Source organism: Cerasicoccus maritimus, from assembly GCA_031296935.1.
Lineage (GTDB): Bacteria > Verrucomicrobiota > Verrucomicrobiia > Opitutales > Cerasicoccaceae > Cerasicoccus > Cerasicoccus maritimus.
The window spans coordinates 57,302-71,143 of record JAVDPD010000026.1 but is presented as its reverse complement, the minus strand read 5'-3'; the positions used below and the strand labels follow the sequence as shown (position 1 = coordinate 71,143).

General features: G+C 56.1%; 10 protein-coding genes. 4 read left to right on the top strand and 6 right to left on the bottom strand.

Annotated features, from left to right (window positions below):
• Positions 1–60: 60 nt before the first annotated feature.
• The 3 genes from RBB62_RS15480 to RBB62_RS15470 are packed head-to-tail and all read right to left on the bottom strand — an operon-like array spanning position 61 to position 3,183.
• Positions 61–759 (bottom strand): ABC transporter ATP-binding protein, encoded by a 699-nt coding sequence (locus tag RBB62_RS15480; RefSeq protein WP_309399926.1) that lies wholly within the window; start codon positions 757–759, stop codon positions 61–63.
• A 3-nt stretch (positions 760–762) separates the two neighbouring features.
• Positions 763–1,935, bottom strand: a complete 1,173-nt coding sequence (gene devC / locus RBB62_RS15475) for an ABC transporter permease DevC (RefSeq protein ID WP_309399925.1) — start codon at positions 1,933–1,935, stop codon at positions 763–765.
• Between the two features lie 3 nt (positions 1,936–1,938).
• On the bottom strand, positions 1,939–3,183 hold the full coding sequence (locus RBB62_RS15470) for an HlyD family efflux transporter periplasmic adaptor subunit (RefSeq protein WP_309399924.1): 1,245 nt from the start codon (positions 3,181–3,183) through the stop codon (positions 1,939–1,941).
• 141 nt (positions 3,184–3,324) lie between these two features.
• Between RBB62_RS15470 and hpnC the strand changes: the two genes are divergently transcribed.
• From hpnC to hpnE, 3 genes are all read left to right on the top strand, one after another.
• Positions 3,325–4,197 (top strand): squalene synthase HpnC, encoded by an 873-nt coding sequence (gene hpnC, locus RBB62_RS15465; RefSeq protein ID WP_309399922.1) that lies wholly within the window; start codon positions 3,325–3,327, stop codon positions 4,195–4,197.
• Between the two features lie 127 nt (positions 4,198–4,324).
• A complete protein-coding gene (locus RBB62_RS15460; RefSeq protein WP_309399921.1) occupies positions 4,325–5,260 on the top strand; it encodes a tellurite resistance TerB family protein in 936 nt (311 codons plus the stop codon).
• A gap of 31 nt (positions 5,261–5,291) precedes the next feature.
• Positions 5,292–7,541 carry a hydroxysqualene dehydroxylase HpnE gene (gene hpnE, locus RBB62_RS15455; protein ID WP_309399920.1) on the top strand — a complete coding sequence of 750 codons (2,250 nt, stop codon included), beginning with the start codon at positions 5,292–5,294 and terminating at the stop codon, positions 7,539–7,541.
• A gap of 350 nt (positions 7,542–7,891) precedes the next feature.
• Here hpnE and RBB62_RS15450 read toward each other — a convergent pair whose 3' ends face one another.
• On the bottom strand, positions 7,892–9,601 hold the full coding sequence (locus RBB62_RS15450; RefSeq protein WP_309399919.1) for a SulP family inorganic anion transporter: 1,710 nt from the start codon (positions 9,599–9,601) through the stop codon (positions 7,892–7,894).
• A 243-nt stretch (positions 9,602–9,844) separates the two neighbouring features.
• Between RBB62_RS15450 and RBB62_RS15445 the strand changes: the two genes are divergently transcribed.
• Complete coding sequence (locus tag RBB62_RS15445; protein WP_309399918.1) at positions 9,845–10,807, top strand: hypothetical protein; 963 nt, start codon at positions 9,845–9,847, stop codon at positions 10,805–10,807.
• A 2-nt stretch (positions 10,808–10,809) separates the two neighbouring features.
• On the opposite strand, the gene RBB62_RS15440 is transcribed toward RBB62_RS15445, so the two are convergent.
• Together RBB62_RS15440 and ngg are read right to left on the bottom strand one after the other, a co-directional pair.
• The gene (locus RBB62_RS15440) at positions 10,810–12,069 is read right to left on the bottom strand and encodes an osmoprotectant NAGGN system M42 family peptidase (RefSeq protein ID WP_309399917.1); all 1,260 of its coding nucleotides are present in this window, start codon (positions 12,067–12,069) and stop codon (positions 10,810–10,812) included.
• Positions 12,066–13,766, bottom strand: a complete 1,701-nt coding sequence (gene ngg / locus RBB62_RS15435) for an N-acetylglutaminylglutamine synthetase (RefSeq protein ID WP_309399916.1) — start codon at positions 13,764–13,766, stop codon at positions 12,066–12,068. Before ngg ends, RBB62_RS15440 begins: the two co-directional genes overlap by 4 nt.
• Between the last annotated feature and the right edge of the window lie 76 nt (positions 13,767–13,842).

Sequence of the window (13,842 nt, the reverse complement as noted above, 5' to 3'; positions counted from 1 at the left end):
GGCCGTCAAAATCCACGCAAATGCGGTTGCCGAAAGGCTCATTCTGGAAGCTGCTAAAACTTAAAAGCCGGAGCCAATCTCCGGTTCGTGATCACTCAATTTCCCATCAACCAGCGTAACGAGGTGGTCCGCGACGTCCAGGATACGGTTATCGTGTGTGACCATCACGATCGTATTGCCAAACTCCTTGGACAAGCGCTGCAAATGACTGACCACCTCACGGCCAGTCGGTCCATCCAGCGACGCAGTCGGCTCGTCCGCGAGAATGATCGTGGGACGGTGAACCAAGGCGCGCGCGATCGCCACACGTTGCTTTTGCCCGCCGGAAAGCTGTTCCGGCTTTTTGTTCACGTGGTCATCCAGATCCACTTCGTGCAGGATTTCCAAGGCGCGCTCACGTGCTTTAGCCGCCGTCATTTTCGGGTCAAAGGTCAGCGGCATCATCACGTTTTGCGTGACGCTGAGCGACCCGATCAAGTGGTGGCTCTGAAAGATGAAACCGATCTTACGACGCACGTTCACCAACTGCTTTTGCGTCGAGCTTTCCAAGGGCTGGCCATCGATCACGATGCTGCCTTCTTGAATGGTGCGCAGGCCGGCGATCAGCTTGAGCAAGGTGGTTTTCCCGGAACCAGATGGACCGGCAATGATGGTGATTTCGCCCTGCGTGAAATCCGCAGTGATGCCATGCAACACCTCCTGGCGAGTTTCCCCATGCCCAAACGAATAGCGCAAATCTTTGATTTGAATAACCGACATCGCTTAAAAGATATCCGCAGGGTTGGCGTGGCGCAGCTTGCGGGTCGCCAAGGCGCCGGCAAGGATGCACATGAAGATGGTGAGCCCCAGGACGATGCCCGCGTTATCCCACTGGAAATACGTCGGCATGTAGGCCACTTTTCGCGTCACATAATACAGGCCCGCCGTGAACGCCGCGCCGGGTATGAATCCCAGCACGCTGAGGATTACCGACTCCTGCAAAATGAGGCTGATGAAATAGCTGTCCTTGAAGCCAATCGACTTGAGCGTCGCATACTCCTCCAAGTGGTCGGTCACGTCGGTGTAGAGAATTTGATAAACAATCACCGCACCCACAATAATTGCCACCGCCATCGACGCCGAGATGACAAAACCAATCGGCGTACGCTCGCCCCAATAGCGCTTCTCGTTGTCGATAAACTCAGCGCGCGTCATGATCTTCACGTCCTGCGGCAGCATCGCACGCAGCTCATCCGCTGTCGCATTGGCATCGGAGCCAGGCTCAAGTGTGATCAAGCCTACGGCAGGCAGGTTTGGATTCTGGCCCGGGAAAATCTCAAAAAACGTCTGCTTGCTGACCAGCAAGTTACCATCCGCGGCAAAGGTGGTGCCCATCTCAAATGTGCCCACAATCTCCGTGGCGCGGCCATTGGTTTCGGTGGTCACGGTCCCCTCCTCCAGCAAGTCCACAATGGGACCAAATTTGGCGTGCGAGCGCACATCGAACAGCGCATGACCTGGAATTTTCAACAAGCCTTGCTGGGATTCGATGGCCTCGTCGGAGAACGGCTTGTCCGCCGGATCAAACCCAATGATAAAGATATCGCGGTTCACCTTGGTCAGTGGATTTTTGATCGGCAGATTCACCAGATACAACGGCGCAACGTCATCCACCTGCGGCAACGCGAAGGCCTGATTGAGGCGTTTTTCAGTGAAGCCGCGACTGATGCCAAAGTATTCGTATTGCGGACTGGTGATGACCAAATCGCAATTCAGCATCAGGTGTGGAAAGACGACCTGCGTGAACATCGCCGTCTTGAGGCCCATCTGGTAGAGCATCATCGTCACCGCGAAAATAATGCCCGCCACCGCTGCGAAAAAGCGCTTCTTCTCCTTGATTAGATTCAGCCAAGCCAGCGGAATCCCCAAGGGAACCAGTTTGTTGAGTAGCGGCATGATCTACTGAGCGCTGGTTACCTCGATGCGTGCAATCACCTGGGAATCAATTGGCGGCGCCCAACCAGAGGTTGGCTCAATTTGAATACGTGCAATCACCACCCGCTTGTCGCTGAATTCGAGCGGATCATTGCTGAAAACCGACTGCGGGTTCACCAGCTGGCCAACTTCAATGACCTTGCCCTGCAATTGCTCTTTAAAGGCATCTGACTTCAGAGTCGCGGTTTGGCCAACCTTCACCTTACGTGCATCGTCGATATAAACCTCGGCTTCCACCACCAGCGTCGAAAGGTCCCCCATCGCAACTACGCCGGCCGGGCCAACGACTTCGCCGGCACGCGCGCCAAGACGCAAGATAACGCCATCGGACGGTGCCAGCACCTCGGTCATATCCAGGTAGGCCCGGGCTTGAGCGACGCCCGCTTCCGCAGCTTCAGCCGCGGCCTGCGCTCGCTTGAGTTCAGCCTGCAACACGGCGCGCTGATTCTCAATCGTGGCGATGTTTGCCTTCGCGCTGGCGGCTTGTGCGTTGATGGATTCCGCTTCGGCTTGTGCGACGGCGACTGCGGCTTCGGCAGATGTCACCTCGGCATCCAAACGCGCAGATGTCGCCGGACGCGATGCGGAGAGCTCGCGCTCTTCTTCGCCGAGCAGCTTTTGCTGAAATTTAATCTCTTCGGTTTCTCGTCGCGGCGGGTCCAGCTCATCAAGGGTGTTTTGGTAGGCCGCATTCGTCCCGGAAATCTTCGACTGCGCAGCGTCCAGCTTGGCCAAAGCTTCTAGGCGGGCCTTCTGCGCTTGGTTGACGCCAGCCTGTGCTTGCGCCACCGCAGCATTGACGCGCGATAACTGACTCTCGGCTGCGGCCACTTCGGCTTCGGCTGCTTTTACCTGTGCATCGATGCCGTCCAATTGCGCTTCGATAATCGCCACGGCGGCTTGCGCGCTGGCAGCTTGTTTTTCCGCTGCACTCAGATCGGCCTGCATGGCGGGGCGGTTGGCCAGGAAAGCCAAGGTTTGGCCCTGCTTAACCTCATCACCGTTTTTCACTTTGAGTTCCTGAATGATCGCCTGACCAGTTTGACCAGCCGGAGCCGCCACGTGGATCAGGCCGCCTTGCGGTTTAATCAGCCCTTGGGCCGCCACAAACTCAGCCGATACGCCATTGGCTGCGGCAAGAAAAAGCGACGCAGTCAGGAAAAAATTCCATAAGCGGTTCTGCTTGAAGCGTAGAAAAAGCAAAAACATAAGCGGAAAGACATAGAAAAGGTTTTCCCTGAGGAAAAGGTAAAAAAGCCTAACTTCGCTGCCCAGGTGCGCCAAGGGTTTTCATTTTTTGACTTTGCCCTTTTGAAATCCCGCGCTTTAAGTGCCGAGTTTGCTACTTTGATGACAGTTAAAGAATCCTATCGCCGTTGCTTGGAGCTGACCCGGAGTCACTATGAGAACTTCCCGGTGGCCCGCCTTGTCCCCAAAAGGATACAGCCCTATGTTGCTGCGGTGTATGCCTTTGCCCGCTATGCCGACGATCTGGCCGACGAAGGCTGGGGCGAACCCGGCGCGCCTACGCCCGAAGAACGCGTCGAACAACTGCACGCTTACGAAGGCGAGCTCCTCGCTGCGATCGACGGCAAGCCGCTGAAGCCGGAAACAGAATGGATCTTCATCGCCGTCGCGGACACCATTGCCCGCACCGGCGCACCGGCAGATTTATTCACGGACTTGCTCAGCGCCTTCAAGCAGGACTGTATCAAGCTGCGCTACGAGACCTTCGTCGACGTGCTCGACTACTGCCGCCGCAGCGCCAACCCGGTGGGGCGCTTGGTGCTGATTCTCCACAACCACATTGATGAGCAGCTGTTTGAGTGGTCCGACAACATCTGCACCGCCTTGCAGTTGGCAAACTTCTGGCAGGATGTTGGCGTCGACATCCGCAAAGACGGTCGCATCTACATCCCCGAGGAAGACTGGGAAGAATACGGTGTCACCGAGGAGATGTTTCAGGCTGAAACAACAAGCCCGGAGCTCCGAGAGTGTATTAAATTTCAAGTAAAAAAGGCTCAGGTGCTTTTCGATGAGGGCAAGCCCTTAGCCAAGGAGCTCCCCTTTCCTCTCAGCTTGGAGATTCGCCTAACCTGGCTGGGCGGCGTTACGATCCTGAAGAAGATTAAGCAATTGGACTACAACACCTTGCAGCAGCGTCCTAAAATCCAGAAATCCGATAAACTCGCGCTTCTTGCCCGCGCCTTACTCCCTCTTTGATTGCGAAATCCGTCCATTGTTTTTGGATGAAATAGGTAAAAAAGAGCTTCACCGTTCGCAACGGGTTGGTTAGGGTTGCCAATTTCCCCATCAGCAAATACGCGTTGGAGGAAATTCTACTGAAACGATGAGCCACAATAAGCAACTCTCCCTGATCCTCGGCAAAACACTGTTTGCCGCCGCATGGGCGGATGGTAGAATCCAGCCGCAGGAGATTGACTGCCTCAAAGACATTATTTTTCACCTCCCCGGCATCGATGACGCTGCCTGGGCAGAATTGGAAAAATATATGGGGTCACCCATCGATGACGATGAGCGCGCAGAGTTGCTGTCTGAGCTTCATGATATGGTCGATAGCGACGCGGACCGCGACTTCATTACGCAAGCCACCAATCGCGTGTTTATGGCCGACGGAGTCATCACCACCGAGGAGCAGCGCGCTATTCGCGAAGTCTCCTACATCCTGCGCAAGGAAACAGACAAAGTGGATCTCGACGGTCTCTCCGACGCCATTCGCGAATCACTCAAGCGCCGAGACCACGCCATCCGCAAATCGCTCCGCCCAGATGAAATCACCAAATTGGGACAAGGCGACCGCTTACAGTTGCTGATCATCCTCGAAGAACGTTTTGCCGAACAGGACATCGACTTGGAGATTTCGCAGCAGGAAAAGCAGCGTCTGATTCTCTTCGGTGCCCTGCTCGCTCGTGTTGCTAATGCCGACGAAGAAGTGGCACCTTCGGAAATCGAAGTGATCGAAAAGGCTGTTGCAAGCCGCTGGAACCTTTCCAAGAACGAAGCCTCGTTCCTGACCCAGATTGCTTTCTCTGAGGAAGCTCAGGGAGTCGACTTGCTGCGTTTAGCCCGCGAGTTCTACGAAGTCACCACTCAAAAGGAGCGCATGGACGCACTGGGGGTCTTGATCGACGTGTCGCGCGCCGATGAAGTTATTCGCCACATTGAGTCGGTCACCATCCATGAAATTGCCGAGCAGTTGAAGCTTTCTCAGTCAGATATCAGTGACGCAATGGTCGATGCACTCACCCGTGAAAAGCAGCAGTAGCGACGTAACCATGATCGATATCGCCCCTTAAATGGCTGACGCAACTGCTACGCCCCCACCCGCTGCACCGGCTTCCAACTCCGCAGAGGCAATACAAGCCCGCAAGTCCTCGAACTTGGCGACCACCTTGCTCTGGCTGGAAAAGGAGCGTCGCGAGGCGATGAATGTGTTCTACGACTTTTGCCGTATCGTAGACGACATTGCCGACGACACGGAAAAACCGGATGCAGACAAGGCCATCGAACTCGATGCCTGGCGCAAAGAAATCCAAGCCTGCTACGCCGGAGAAACCAATTTAGCGCTCGCCGCCGAGCTGGCACCTGTCATCCGCAATTTCAACATTCGCCAGGCAGACCTCATCGCGATTATTGATGGCGTGTCGATGGACATCGGTGGTCGCCGTTTCGAGACGTTTCAGGACCTCCAAAAATATTGCTACGGCGTAGCTTCCGCCGTTGGACTAGTGTCGGTTCGCATTTTCGGCTGCACCCACCCTAAGATCGATGAATATGCCGAAACACTCGGCTACGCATTGCAATTTACCAACATCCTGCGCGACGTTGTCGAGGACTACAACGAGATGGGCCGGGTCTATCTGCCCCAAGCGGAACTACGCGCTTTCGGAGTCAAAGAAGAGGACTTCGCCGATCCTTCGAACAACGAAAATTGCCAACGACTGTTCCGACTTTGCCACTATCGCTGCAAGCATTTCTTCAACAAAGCGCGCCGTCTCCTACCCAAGTCGGATCGTCAGCACTTAAAAGCTGCGCTGATTATGGGCGCGGTTTACGAGGACATTCTCGATAAGATTGCCGACCGTGATTTTAAGCTGACCAACGAGCGAGTTCGCCTTTCGAAAAGCCGGAAAATCCACCTAATCTGGCGTACGCTTAAGAGCCTGAAAAAACCACAGCCAGTCTTTCACGAGACGGGCACTGCGATTGTCTGGGGTGGGGGTATCGCGGGCATCACTTCCGCTGTAGAGTTGGGCTATGCCGGGTTTACGCCCATTCTGCTAGAATCCAAATCTTATTTGGGTGGTCGTGCGCATAGCCTGAATGACGCACCCACCGGACTGACGCTCGACAATGGCGCCCACATCGTAATGGGCTGCTACAAGGCATTCCTTGGACTGACCGAGCGCCTAGGCATAGAGCATAAATTCGAGCGTCAGGAGCGTCTTTGCGTTCCTTATGTAAGCCCAGGCGGCCAGTGGTCTGAACTCGCAGCCAAGGACATTCCTGCGCCCTTCCATTTGCTGAGCGGACTCTTTAACTTTTCCGCCTTAAACAGCAAAGACCGCATGGCAATCACGGCGCTTGGCGCAAAAATGCGGATTGGCGCGCAACCAGCAGATCGCCAAACCGCAGAATCCTGGCTGCTTGAAAACGGTCAGACCGAAGGCGCGATGCGCGCGCTCTGGGAGCCATTCTGTGTTGCTGCGCTCAATGAGCCACTGAAGACCGCCTGCGCGAACCTGCTCTTTGAGACGATTAAGCGGTCATTGTTTGGCACGGTTGACGACTCGGCAATCTACCTGGCCAACGTTGGCCTGACTGAAGTCTTCGAGCCCGAAACTCAGCTATACCTGGAGGCCATTGGCGGCAGCGTGCGCCGCAAAGCGCAGATCACTGAAATTGACTGCCAGGGCGATCAGGCCAAGGCCGTGGTGACCAGCAAGGGGGAGCGGATCGAAGGCGATGTCCACGTTTCCGCACTTCCCTGGACTGCGCTACGTCGCTTGCTACCCGCTGGCACTGCCGTTAAGAACCGCGTTTCGGCCATTCCCTCAGCTTCCATACTCAGTATTCATCTTCTAGTCGATCGATCACTCTTTGAGCACCCGACTGGGTTTGTAGGCTTATTGGATTCGCCAGTCCATTGGATTTTTGATCGCACCGGTAGCCTGACGCCCGAACACCAAGGCAAGCACCTCTATGCGATTATCGTTAGCGCTGCGGACCAGTGGCTAGAGCTCAAGAGCAATGAAGTAATAGATAAGCTAAGCGATGAGCTGGAGCGCTATTTCCCTGAATCTAAAGAGATGATTGTGGTGCGTTCGTTGGTCTATAAAAGCAAGGACGCCACATTTGCCGCACGCCCCAGCACGGCAAGACGTCGCCCCAAAACCGACGATTCCCCCTGGGATAATGTCTGGCTCGCTGGCGATTGGATTCAAACGGGTTTACCCGCCACAATTGAAGGCGCAGCACTCAGTGGTCAAATGGCGTTGGAGGCCCTTGACCGCCACGCGACACCAACTCGCGAATTGGCTATTTGAGCCAAAAACATACATTTCGAAACTAAGCTTTTGAAATTATCCCTGTTGAATCAAGGGATTGCCCTCGCTGAGTGGCACCAGTTGAGTATAGCATTTCTATTACTCAGAAACGTCCTATATAGTGGTTGTTATCTTTAGATTTCGACTGGCCCGTAGCGTCCATGCCCCCTTGACCTTCACGCTCGTGAAGGTTGCGGTTGATCTGTTCGGTGCTTCTGCTCCCATTCTTCATATTCGATTTGCCGGTTTTGCCAGAAAATCATCTCTGTAGCATTGAACTCATTTTACGGGGGGCCAACCAGTCACAATCGGGACAATCGTCAGACAAATTTCAAGACAAGCGGTCCCCCCTACCCCAGTCGCTCAGTCGCAACGTGGTATTGCGGATCTTCAGAGAGATTGACCTCGACCATGTCGCCTGCTTTGTCGAGTAGCTTGCGGCACTCTGGCGAGAGATGCGTGAGGTGCAGCTTCTTGCCCAGGGCGCGGTATTTTTCAGCAATGCCGTTGATCGCCTCCAAGCCGGACTGGTCGTAAACGCGGGTAAAATAGAAATCGATCACCACATCGTCCGGGTCATTTTTCGGATCGAACAGATCCTTAAATGACTGCACCGACGCAAAGAACAATGGACCGTGGAGCTGGTAGGTTTTGCTGCCTTGCTCGTTTTCGTATTCCTCGGCGCCAAGGTGCGTGGCGTGCTGCCAGGCAAAAACGAGCGCCGAAATAATGACGCCAATGATCACCGCCGTCGCGAGGTCGTGCGCGATCACGGTGTAGCCAGCCACAGTCACCATCACCAGCACGTCGCTCTTGGGAATCTTCTTCCAGGTGTGCAACGTCGCCCACTCAAAGGTGCCGATCACCACCATGAACATCACGCCAACCAGCGCCGCCATGGGGATCATTTCAATCCACGGCGCCAGCACGAGCACGAAGAGCAGCAAACAAACCGCCGCCGTGATCCCCGAGGCGCGACCTCGGCCACCGGAGTTCACATTGATTAACGATTGACCGATCATCGCGCAGCCACCCATGCCGCCAAACAGACCGCAAACAGTGTTCGCCAAGCCCTGGCCCAGGCACTCGCGGTTGCCGTGTCCACGCGTTTCCGTGATCTCGTCGATCAGCGTGAGCGTCATCAAAGATTCAATCAGGCCAACGCCGGCCATGGTCAAAGCAAACGGTAAAATAATCCACAGCGTTTCCAAAGTCATCGGCGGCAGCACTTCGTATTTTTCATCAAGGAAAAACAGCGTGGGCAAACCAGCCGCAATGCCGCTGTTGTCGGCGACTTCACTCTCGATGTAGGCGCTGACCGCCTCGGGAGTTGCTTCGACACCGTCTTTTTTGAGTTCCTCTGGCGCTTCATCGGTCGCCTTGGCGATGGTGTTCGTCTTGAGCATATCGCCCACGGTCAGGAGCACGTTGTCCTGATTCTGAGCAGCCCAGCTTTCCGGCCCCATCTTGTTGACCGCGATGGACAAACCCGTCACCACGAGAATTGCCGCCAGCGATGCAGGAATGGCGCGGGTAAACTTCGGCAGCAGCCAGATGATGGCCATCGTCAGCGCGACGAGCACGCCCATGATCCACAGCGCCGGCCCCGACATTCTGACGAGATCGCCCGCGTCGTCCACCGTGTTGAAGCTGCCAAACTGAGCCATGAAAATCACAATCGCCAGGCCATTGACGAAGCCGAGCATCACAGAGTGCGGGACCATACGGATGAATTGCCCCAGCTTACCGACACCAGCCAGCATCTGAATAATCCCGCAAAGAATCACCGTTGGGAAAAGATATTCCACGCCCTTGTCCGCCACCAAAGTGACCACCACAACGGCCATCGCGCCCGTGGCACCGGAAATCATGCCCGGACGTCCGCCGAAGATTGCGGTGAGCAGGCCCATGAAGAAGGCCGAGTAGAGACCAATGATCGGCGAAACCCCCGCCACGAACGCAAATGCGATCGCCTCGGGCACCAGCGCCAGCGCCACTGTCAGGCCAGACAGCAGGTCGTCTTTCAGGTTCGCGGATCGTTTCCGGAAAAAATTAAGCATGGTCCTTCTTTCGTTGAGTCTGTCCTCAGGGTAGGTCGACAGGCTAACGCGCAACAGAAGGGGCGAGGTAGTTAGGGCCCCGCGCCCGCTTTGTAAAGGCTTAAACTGACGGAGCCATCGGAGCGGGTGGCGTAATTTTAGGTTTACGACACAGGGAAATTTCGTAGGAAACATTACATGCTATTTCGCTCGTCACTTCTGACTGCTCTTTTCTGCATAGTCGCTTTCGTTGCGCGCGGAGAAATGCGTGAATGGACAGATCGTCAGGGGCGCAGCTTTCGCGGGGAGCTCTATGAAGTCGATGAGGCCAGAGTTAAAGTCCGTCGCGAGAGTGACTTCCGCGTTTTCGAGCTTCAACTGGAGCAACTCAGCGACGCCGACCAGAAGTGGATCGCCGACCAGCAGAAGCCCAAGGAATCGGCCGAACCCACCGCTGCGCCGACGGTGCCTGCCCCCACGCCCACGGCCCCAAGCACTCCCACTGACCGCACAAAGATACCGACATACAATCAGTCCGATTTCTACTTCGACGGCACCTGCGGACCGTCGGCAATTATGAATTTCCTTATGTGGTGGGGAGTAACTGCTTACCCGGAAGTCCTGCCCAGGGGGAATGCAAAAACGCAGGCCAAACGCACCATGCAACGACTCATTCGCACTTGCGATGGCAACAACGGCACAAATCCCAATGACATGGAGATGGGGCTAGTGGAATACTTTGAACGCTATTCCGATAACTACAGCGTGGATATCGAATGGCGCCCAATGCCCAGCATGGAGTGGCTGGCCCAAGCCGCAACTGGCGACAACCTCGTCGTCCTGCAACTGAGCTATTACGATGACACCGATGGTGGAAAACGCCGAGGAGGTCATTACGTGAGCCTCGTCTCCAGCGAGGGCAATCAGGCGATCGTGCACACTTGGGGGAAAATCTACGAGCTCGAGCTCAGGCCGCTGGACATTCAGTTTAGTGCGCGCGACTTATTCATCTCTTATCCTGACTCTCTCAGGAAGGAAAAAGAACTCATGCAATCCGCGTTACACGGACCTTATCTACAGGCATACCGGAAATCGCTGCCCGGTGAAGATCCCTCGCGGACGGGCTTGTGGAACGGGCATGTGGGCATTATCTACAACGCCATGCTCGCCAAAATTCGCCCAGCGACTCCTGAGGAAATCGCCCACAGGACAGAAAAATACCGCTAAGGCTACTTCGCCTTCGGAGCGAGGCGCTCGGGCGGCGGGACTTGGGCGGTGGATTCGGTTTGCTCAAGCTGGGTTAGCTCGACGTCCGTCACCTTGACCTGCGGGAAGTCCTTGATCGATGTCAGGCTCTTCTTCTGGCGCTTGTAAACCAAGTGGCTCTGCACGTAGGCGATGATGAGCTGCGTGACCGAAATCAGCGAGCTGATGTGCGTGCGTTCGTAGCCATGCGAGGCATCGAGGCCAAAGGTGACCAGTGCCGTGCGGATGTCGTTACCGGCTTCGAGGGCCGAGGCGCTGTCGCAGCGGTAGTATTTGAAAATGTCGCGCTGGTGCTCAATCGCATTCTTCTTGCAGAGGTTCAGCAAATGGTGTGTGAGGTGGTAATCGAAGGGACCGGACGAATCGGCCATGGCAATCGTGGCACCCTTCTCACTCGAGTTCTGGCCCGGTGCGCAGGTACCGTTGTCGATGGAGACCAGCTCGGCCACATCGCCGTGCAAAATCGCGGAGGCGCCAGAGCCGACTTCTTCCGAAATCGTAAACAACAGGTGGCACTCCACGGGCAACTCGATGTTGTGGTCCTTAATGTATTTGGCGGCGGCCAACATGGCGGCAACGCCCGCCTTGTCATCGAGGTGGCGCGAGTTCAGGTAGCCGTTGGTAAGGAATTCAGCCCCAGAATCGATGCCCACGAAATCCCCGATCTGGCAGCCGAGCTCTTTCAAATCGGCGGCGGAGGCGGAGTCCTGATCGAGACGCAGCTCGACGTGCTCCCAGTCCGATGGTTGGGTGTCGACTTCCTCATTGTAAACGTGGCCCGAAGCCTTAAGCGGAAGGATCGTGCCACGGTAAACCGTTTTGTCCGTGTAAATCGAAACACGCGCCCCTTCGGCAAATCGCGAGGACCAGGTCCCCAGCGGCACGAGGCGCAGGCGGCCATTATCCTTGAGGCCCTTAACCATCGCACCGAGTGTATCGACGTGGCCAACGATGGCGCGGTCCGGGCTGTAAGCGCGGCCCGGCAAAGTTGCGCGGACGGCGCCGCGGCGAGTCAGCTCATACTTGAGGCCCAGCGCATCGAGCTCGTGGCAAAGCTCCCGCACGATGGGGTCGGTGTAGCCGCTGGGGCTGTGAATGCTCAGCAGCTTGAGCAGCGTTTGCTGTAGGTAAACTTCGTCGATTAGCAAGGGTGCCGGCTTCGGCTTTTTCTCCTTGGCGACAGGCTTTTCAACTGTCTTTTCCGTTTCTTTGGCTTTGCTCATGCAGTCGGTAAATTTTCTTCGTCCACGGGTTGCGGTCCATTGGGGATAATGCTCTGCGGAAAGAGAAAATCGATAAATTTCTCGGCCGTAGGCTGAGGTTCGTGGTTGGCGAGCCCGGGGCGCTCGTTGCCCTCGATGATCACGTAGTCCGGCTCGTCCGGTGCTTTGACCATCAAGTCGAGCCCAACGACTGGCATCTCCAACACCGTAGCCGCGCGGATCGACGCCTCGGCCAGCACCTTGTCGAGTTTGTCCGTGACGTCGTGGATCGTGCCACCGGTATGCAGGTTGGCGGTCTTGCGCACGGCGATGACCTCTTCTTTTTCGAGAACGTCATCGAGCGCGTAACCCGCCATCTTGACGCAGCGTTCGGTCTCTTCGTCGAGCGGGATCTTACTCTCGCCTCCTGTCGCGGCGGAGCGACGACGGCTCAGTTTTTCAATGAGCTCACGCACCGTCAGTTCGCCGGTGCCAATGATGCTCGGGGGGCGGCGAATTGCGGCCGCGACGACCTCCTGGTTGATCACGATGACACGCAGATCGTGCCCCTCTACGTATTGCTCGATGATGACCTTTTCGCCGTGCTCGTAAGCTTTCTTCACTGCCTTTTCGAGTGACTCCTGCGAGCGGACATCGACCGAAATGCCCAAGCCCTGCTCACCCGCCACCGGCTTCACGACCACGCTCTTGTGGCGGTTCAAAAACTGCACGTTCTTGCGCGGATCATCGGCCATAATCTGGTCGGGCACCGAGAGCCCAGCCTTGGCCAGCACCTCGTGCGTGAACTGCTTGTCCTCAGCGCGCTTGAGCGCGATGGCGGACGTCATGGTGGTGAGCGATTCCCAACAGGTCACCGAGCGGCCACCCAAACTGAGGCGGAAATAATTGCGCTCCGGTGAAATCGGGTCCACCGCAATCCCGCGGCGCAGCGCTTCGTTGATGATGATCGCCGCGTACGGGTTATAGCCCTCCGGTGCCGGCGCGCCCACGAACAAGCGCTCGTTGATGCGGTTCCGACGCTTGGCGGCAAAGATGTAGCAACGCTCGAAGCCCATCTTCTCGTAGAGGCGCTGGGCGTTTTCGTTGTCATGAATCACGGACACATCCATGAAATCGCGACCAAGATCCTTGTAGTATTCAATAATGTGGCGGCACAAGCTCGTGCCCACGCCCGGCAACTCCGCCTGTGGGTCCACACCTACGGCCCAGAGGCTACAACTGTTCGGCATGTGTTCGCCGCAGGTTTGGTGGTCCGCTCCCATCGCGACGCCAAGCACCTCGCCCGTCTCGTTTTGCACCGCGATGAAAAACGTAAACTGCTCGGCATGGCGATTCGCCCAAACGTAGTCCGCCTTCAGCGGCACCATTTTGAGCGTCGAGTAAATGCGGTTGATCTCGTCAAGCTGCTCCTTGTGCTCCAGCTTCTTAATCGTGAACCCGATCGGCTTTTTGTCCGACGGCTGGTAGTTCGCCATGTCCAACCGGTAGGTGTTCGACGGATCAAGGAAGATCTGCTGCGGCGCGCAGTTCAGCACCAAATGCGGATCCACGATGTAGAGCGCGATGTCGCGCTGGTCGGGATGCTCGGAGAGAATTGCCTCAGCCAGCATCTCCGGCTTGGGGAAGGTGTCTGCAAATATCAGACGCCCCCAACCGCACTGCAGCGTCGTGCCCGGTTCAGATTTGAGAGATTCCATGTGTAGAGAGTGGTTGGAAAATCGTTGTCGCTATCGGATTCGCTTTCGTCATCGAACAGCTTTTCGATAGCGATTG

What these genes read in the sequence shown, in the direction of transcription:
- RBB62_RS15460 (WP_309399921.1), top strand. Translation starts at nt 4,325, where the DNA reads ATGAGCCACAATAAGCAACTCTCCCTGATCCTCGGCAAAACACTGTTT.
- RBB62_RS15470 (WP_309399924.1), bottom strand. Translation starts at nt 3,183, where the DNA reads ATGTTTTTGCTTTTTCTACGCTTCAAGCAGAACCGCTTATGGAATTTT.
- RBB62_RS15440 (WP_309399917.1), bottom strand. Translation starts at nt 12,069, where the DNA reads ATGAGCAAAGCCAAAGAAACGGAAAAGACAGTTGAAAAGCCTGTCGCC.
- RBB62_RS15445 (WP_309399918.1), top strand. Translation starts at nt 9,845, where the DNA reads ATGCGTGAATGGACAGATCGTCAGGGGCGCAGCTTTCGCGGGGAGCTC.
- ngg (WP_309399916.1), bottom strand. Translation starts at nt 13,766, where the DNA reads ATGGAATCTCTCAAATCTGAACCGGGCACGACGCTGCAGTGCGGTTGG.
- RBB62_RS15480 (WP_309399926.1), bottom strand. Translation starts at nt 759, where the DNA reads ATGTCGGTTATTCAAATCAAAGATTTGCGCTATTCGTTTGGGCATGGG.
- RBB62_RS15450 (WP_309399919.1), bottom strand. Translation starts at nt 9,601, where the DNA reads ATGCTTAATTTTTTCCGGAAACGATCCGCGAACCTGAAAGACGACCTG.
- hpnC (WP_309399922.1), top strand. Translation starts at nt 3,325, where the DNA reads ATGACAGTTAAAGAATCCTATCGCCGTTGCTTGGAGCTGACCCGGAGT.
- devC (WP_309399925.1), bottom strand. Translation starts at nt 1,935, where the DNA reads ATGCCGCTACTCAACAAACTGGTTCCCTTGGGGATTCCGCTGGCTTGG.
- hpnE (WP_309399920.1), top strand. Translation starts at nt 5,292, where the DNA reads ATGGCTGACGCAACTGCTACGCCCCCACCCGCTGCACCGGCTTCCAAC.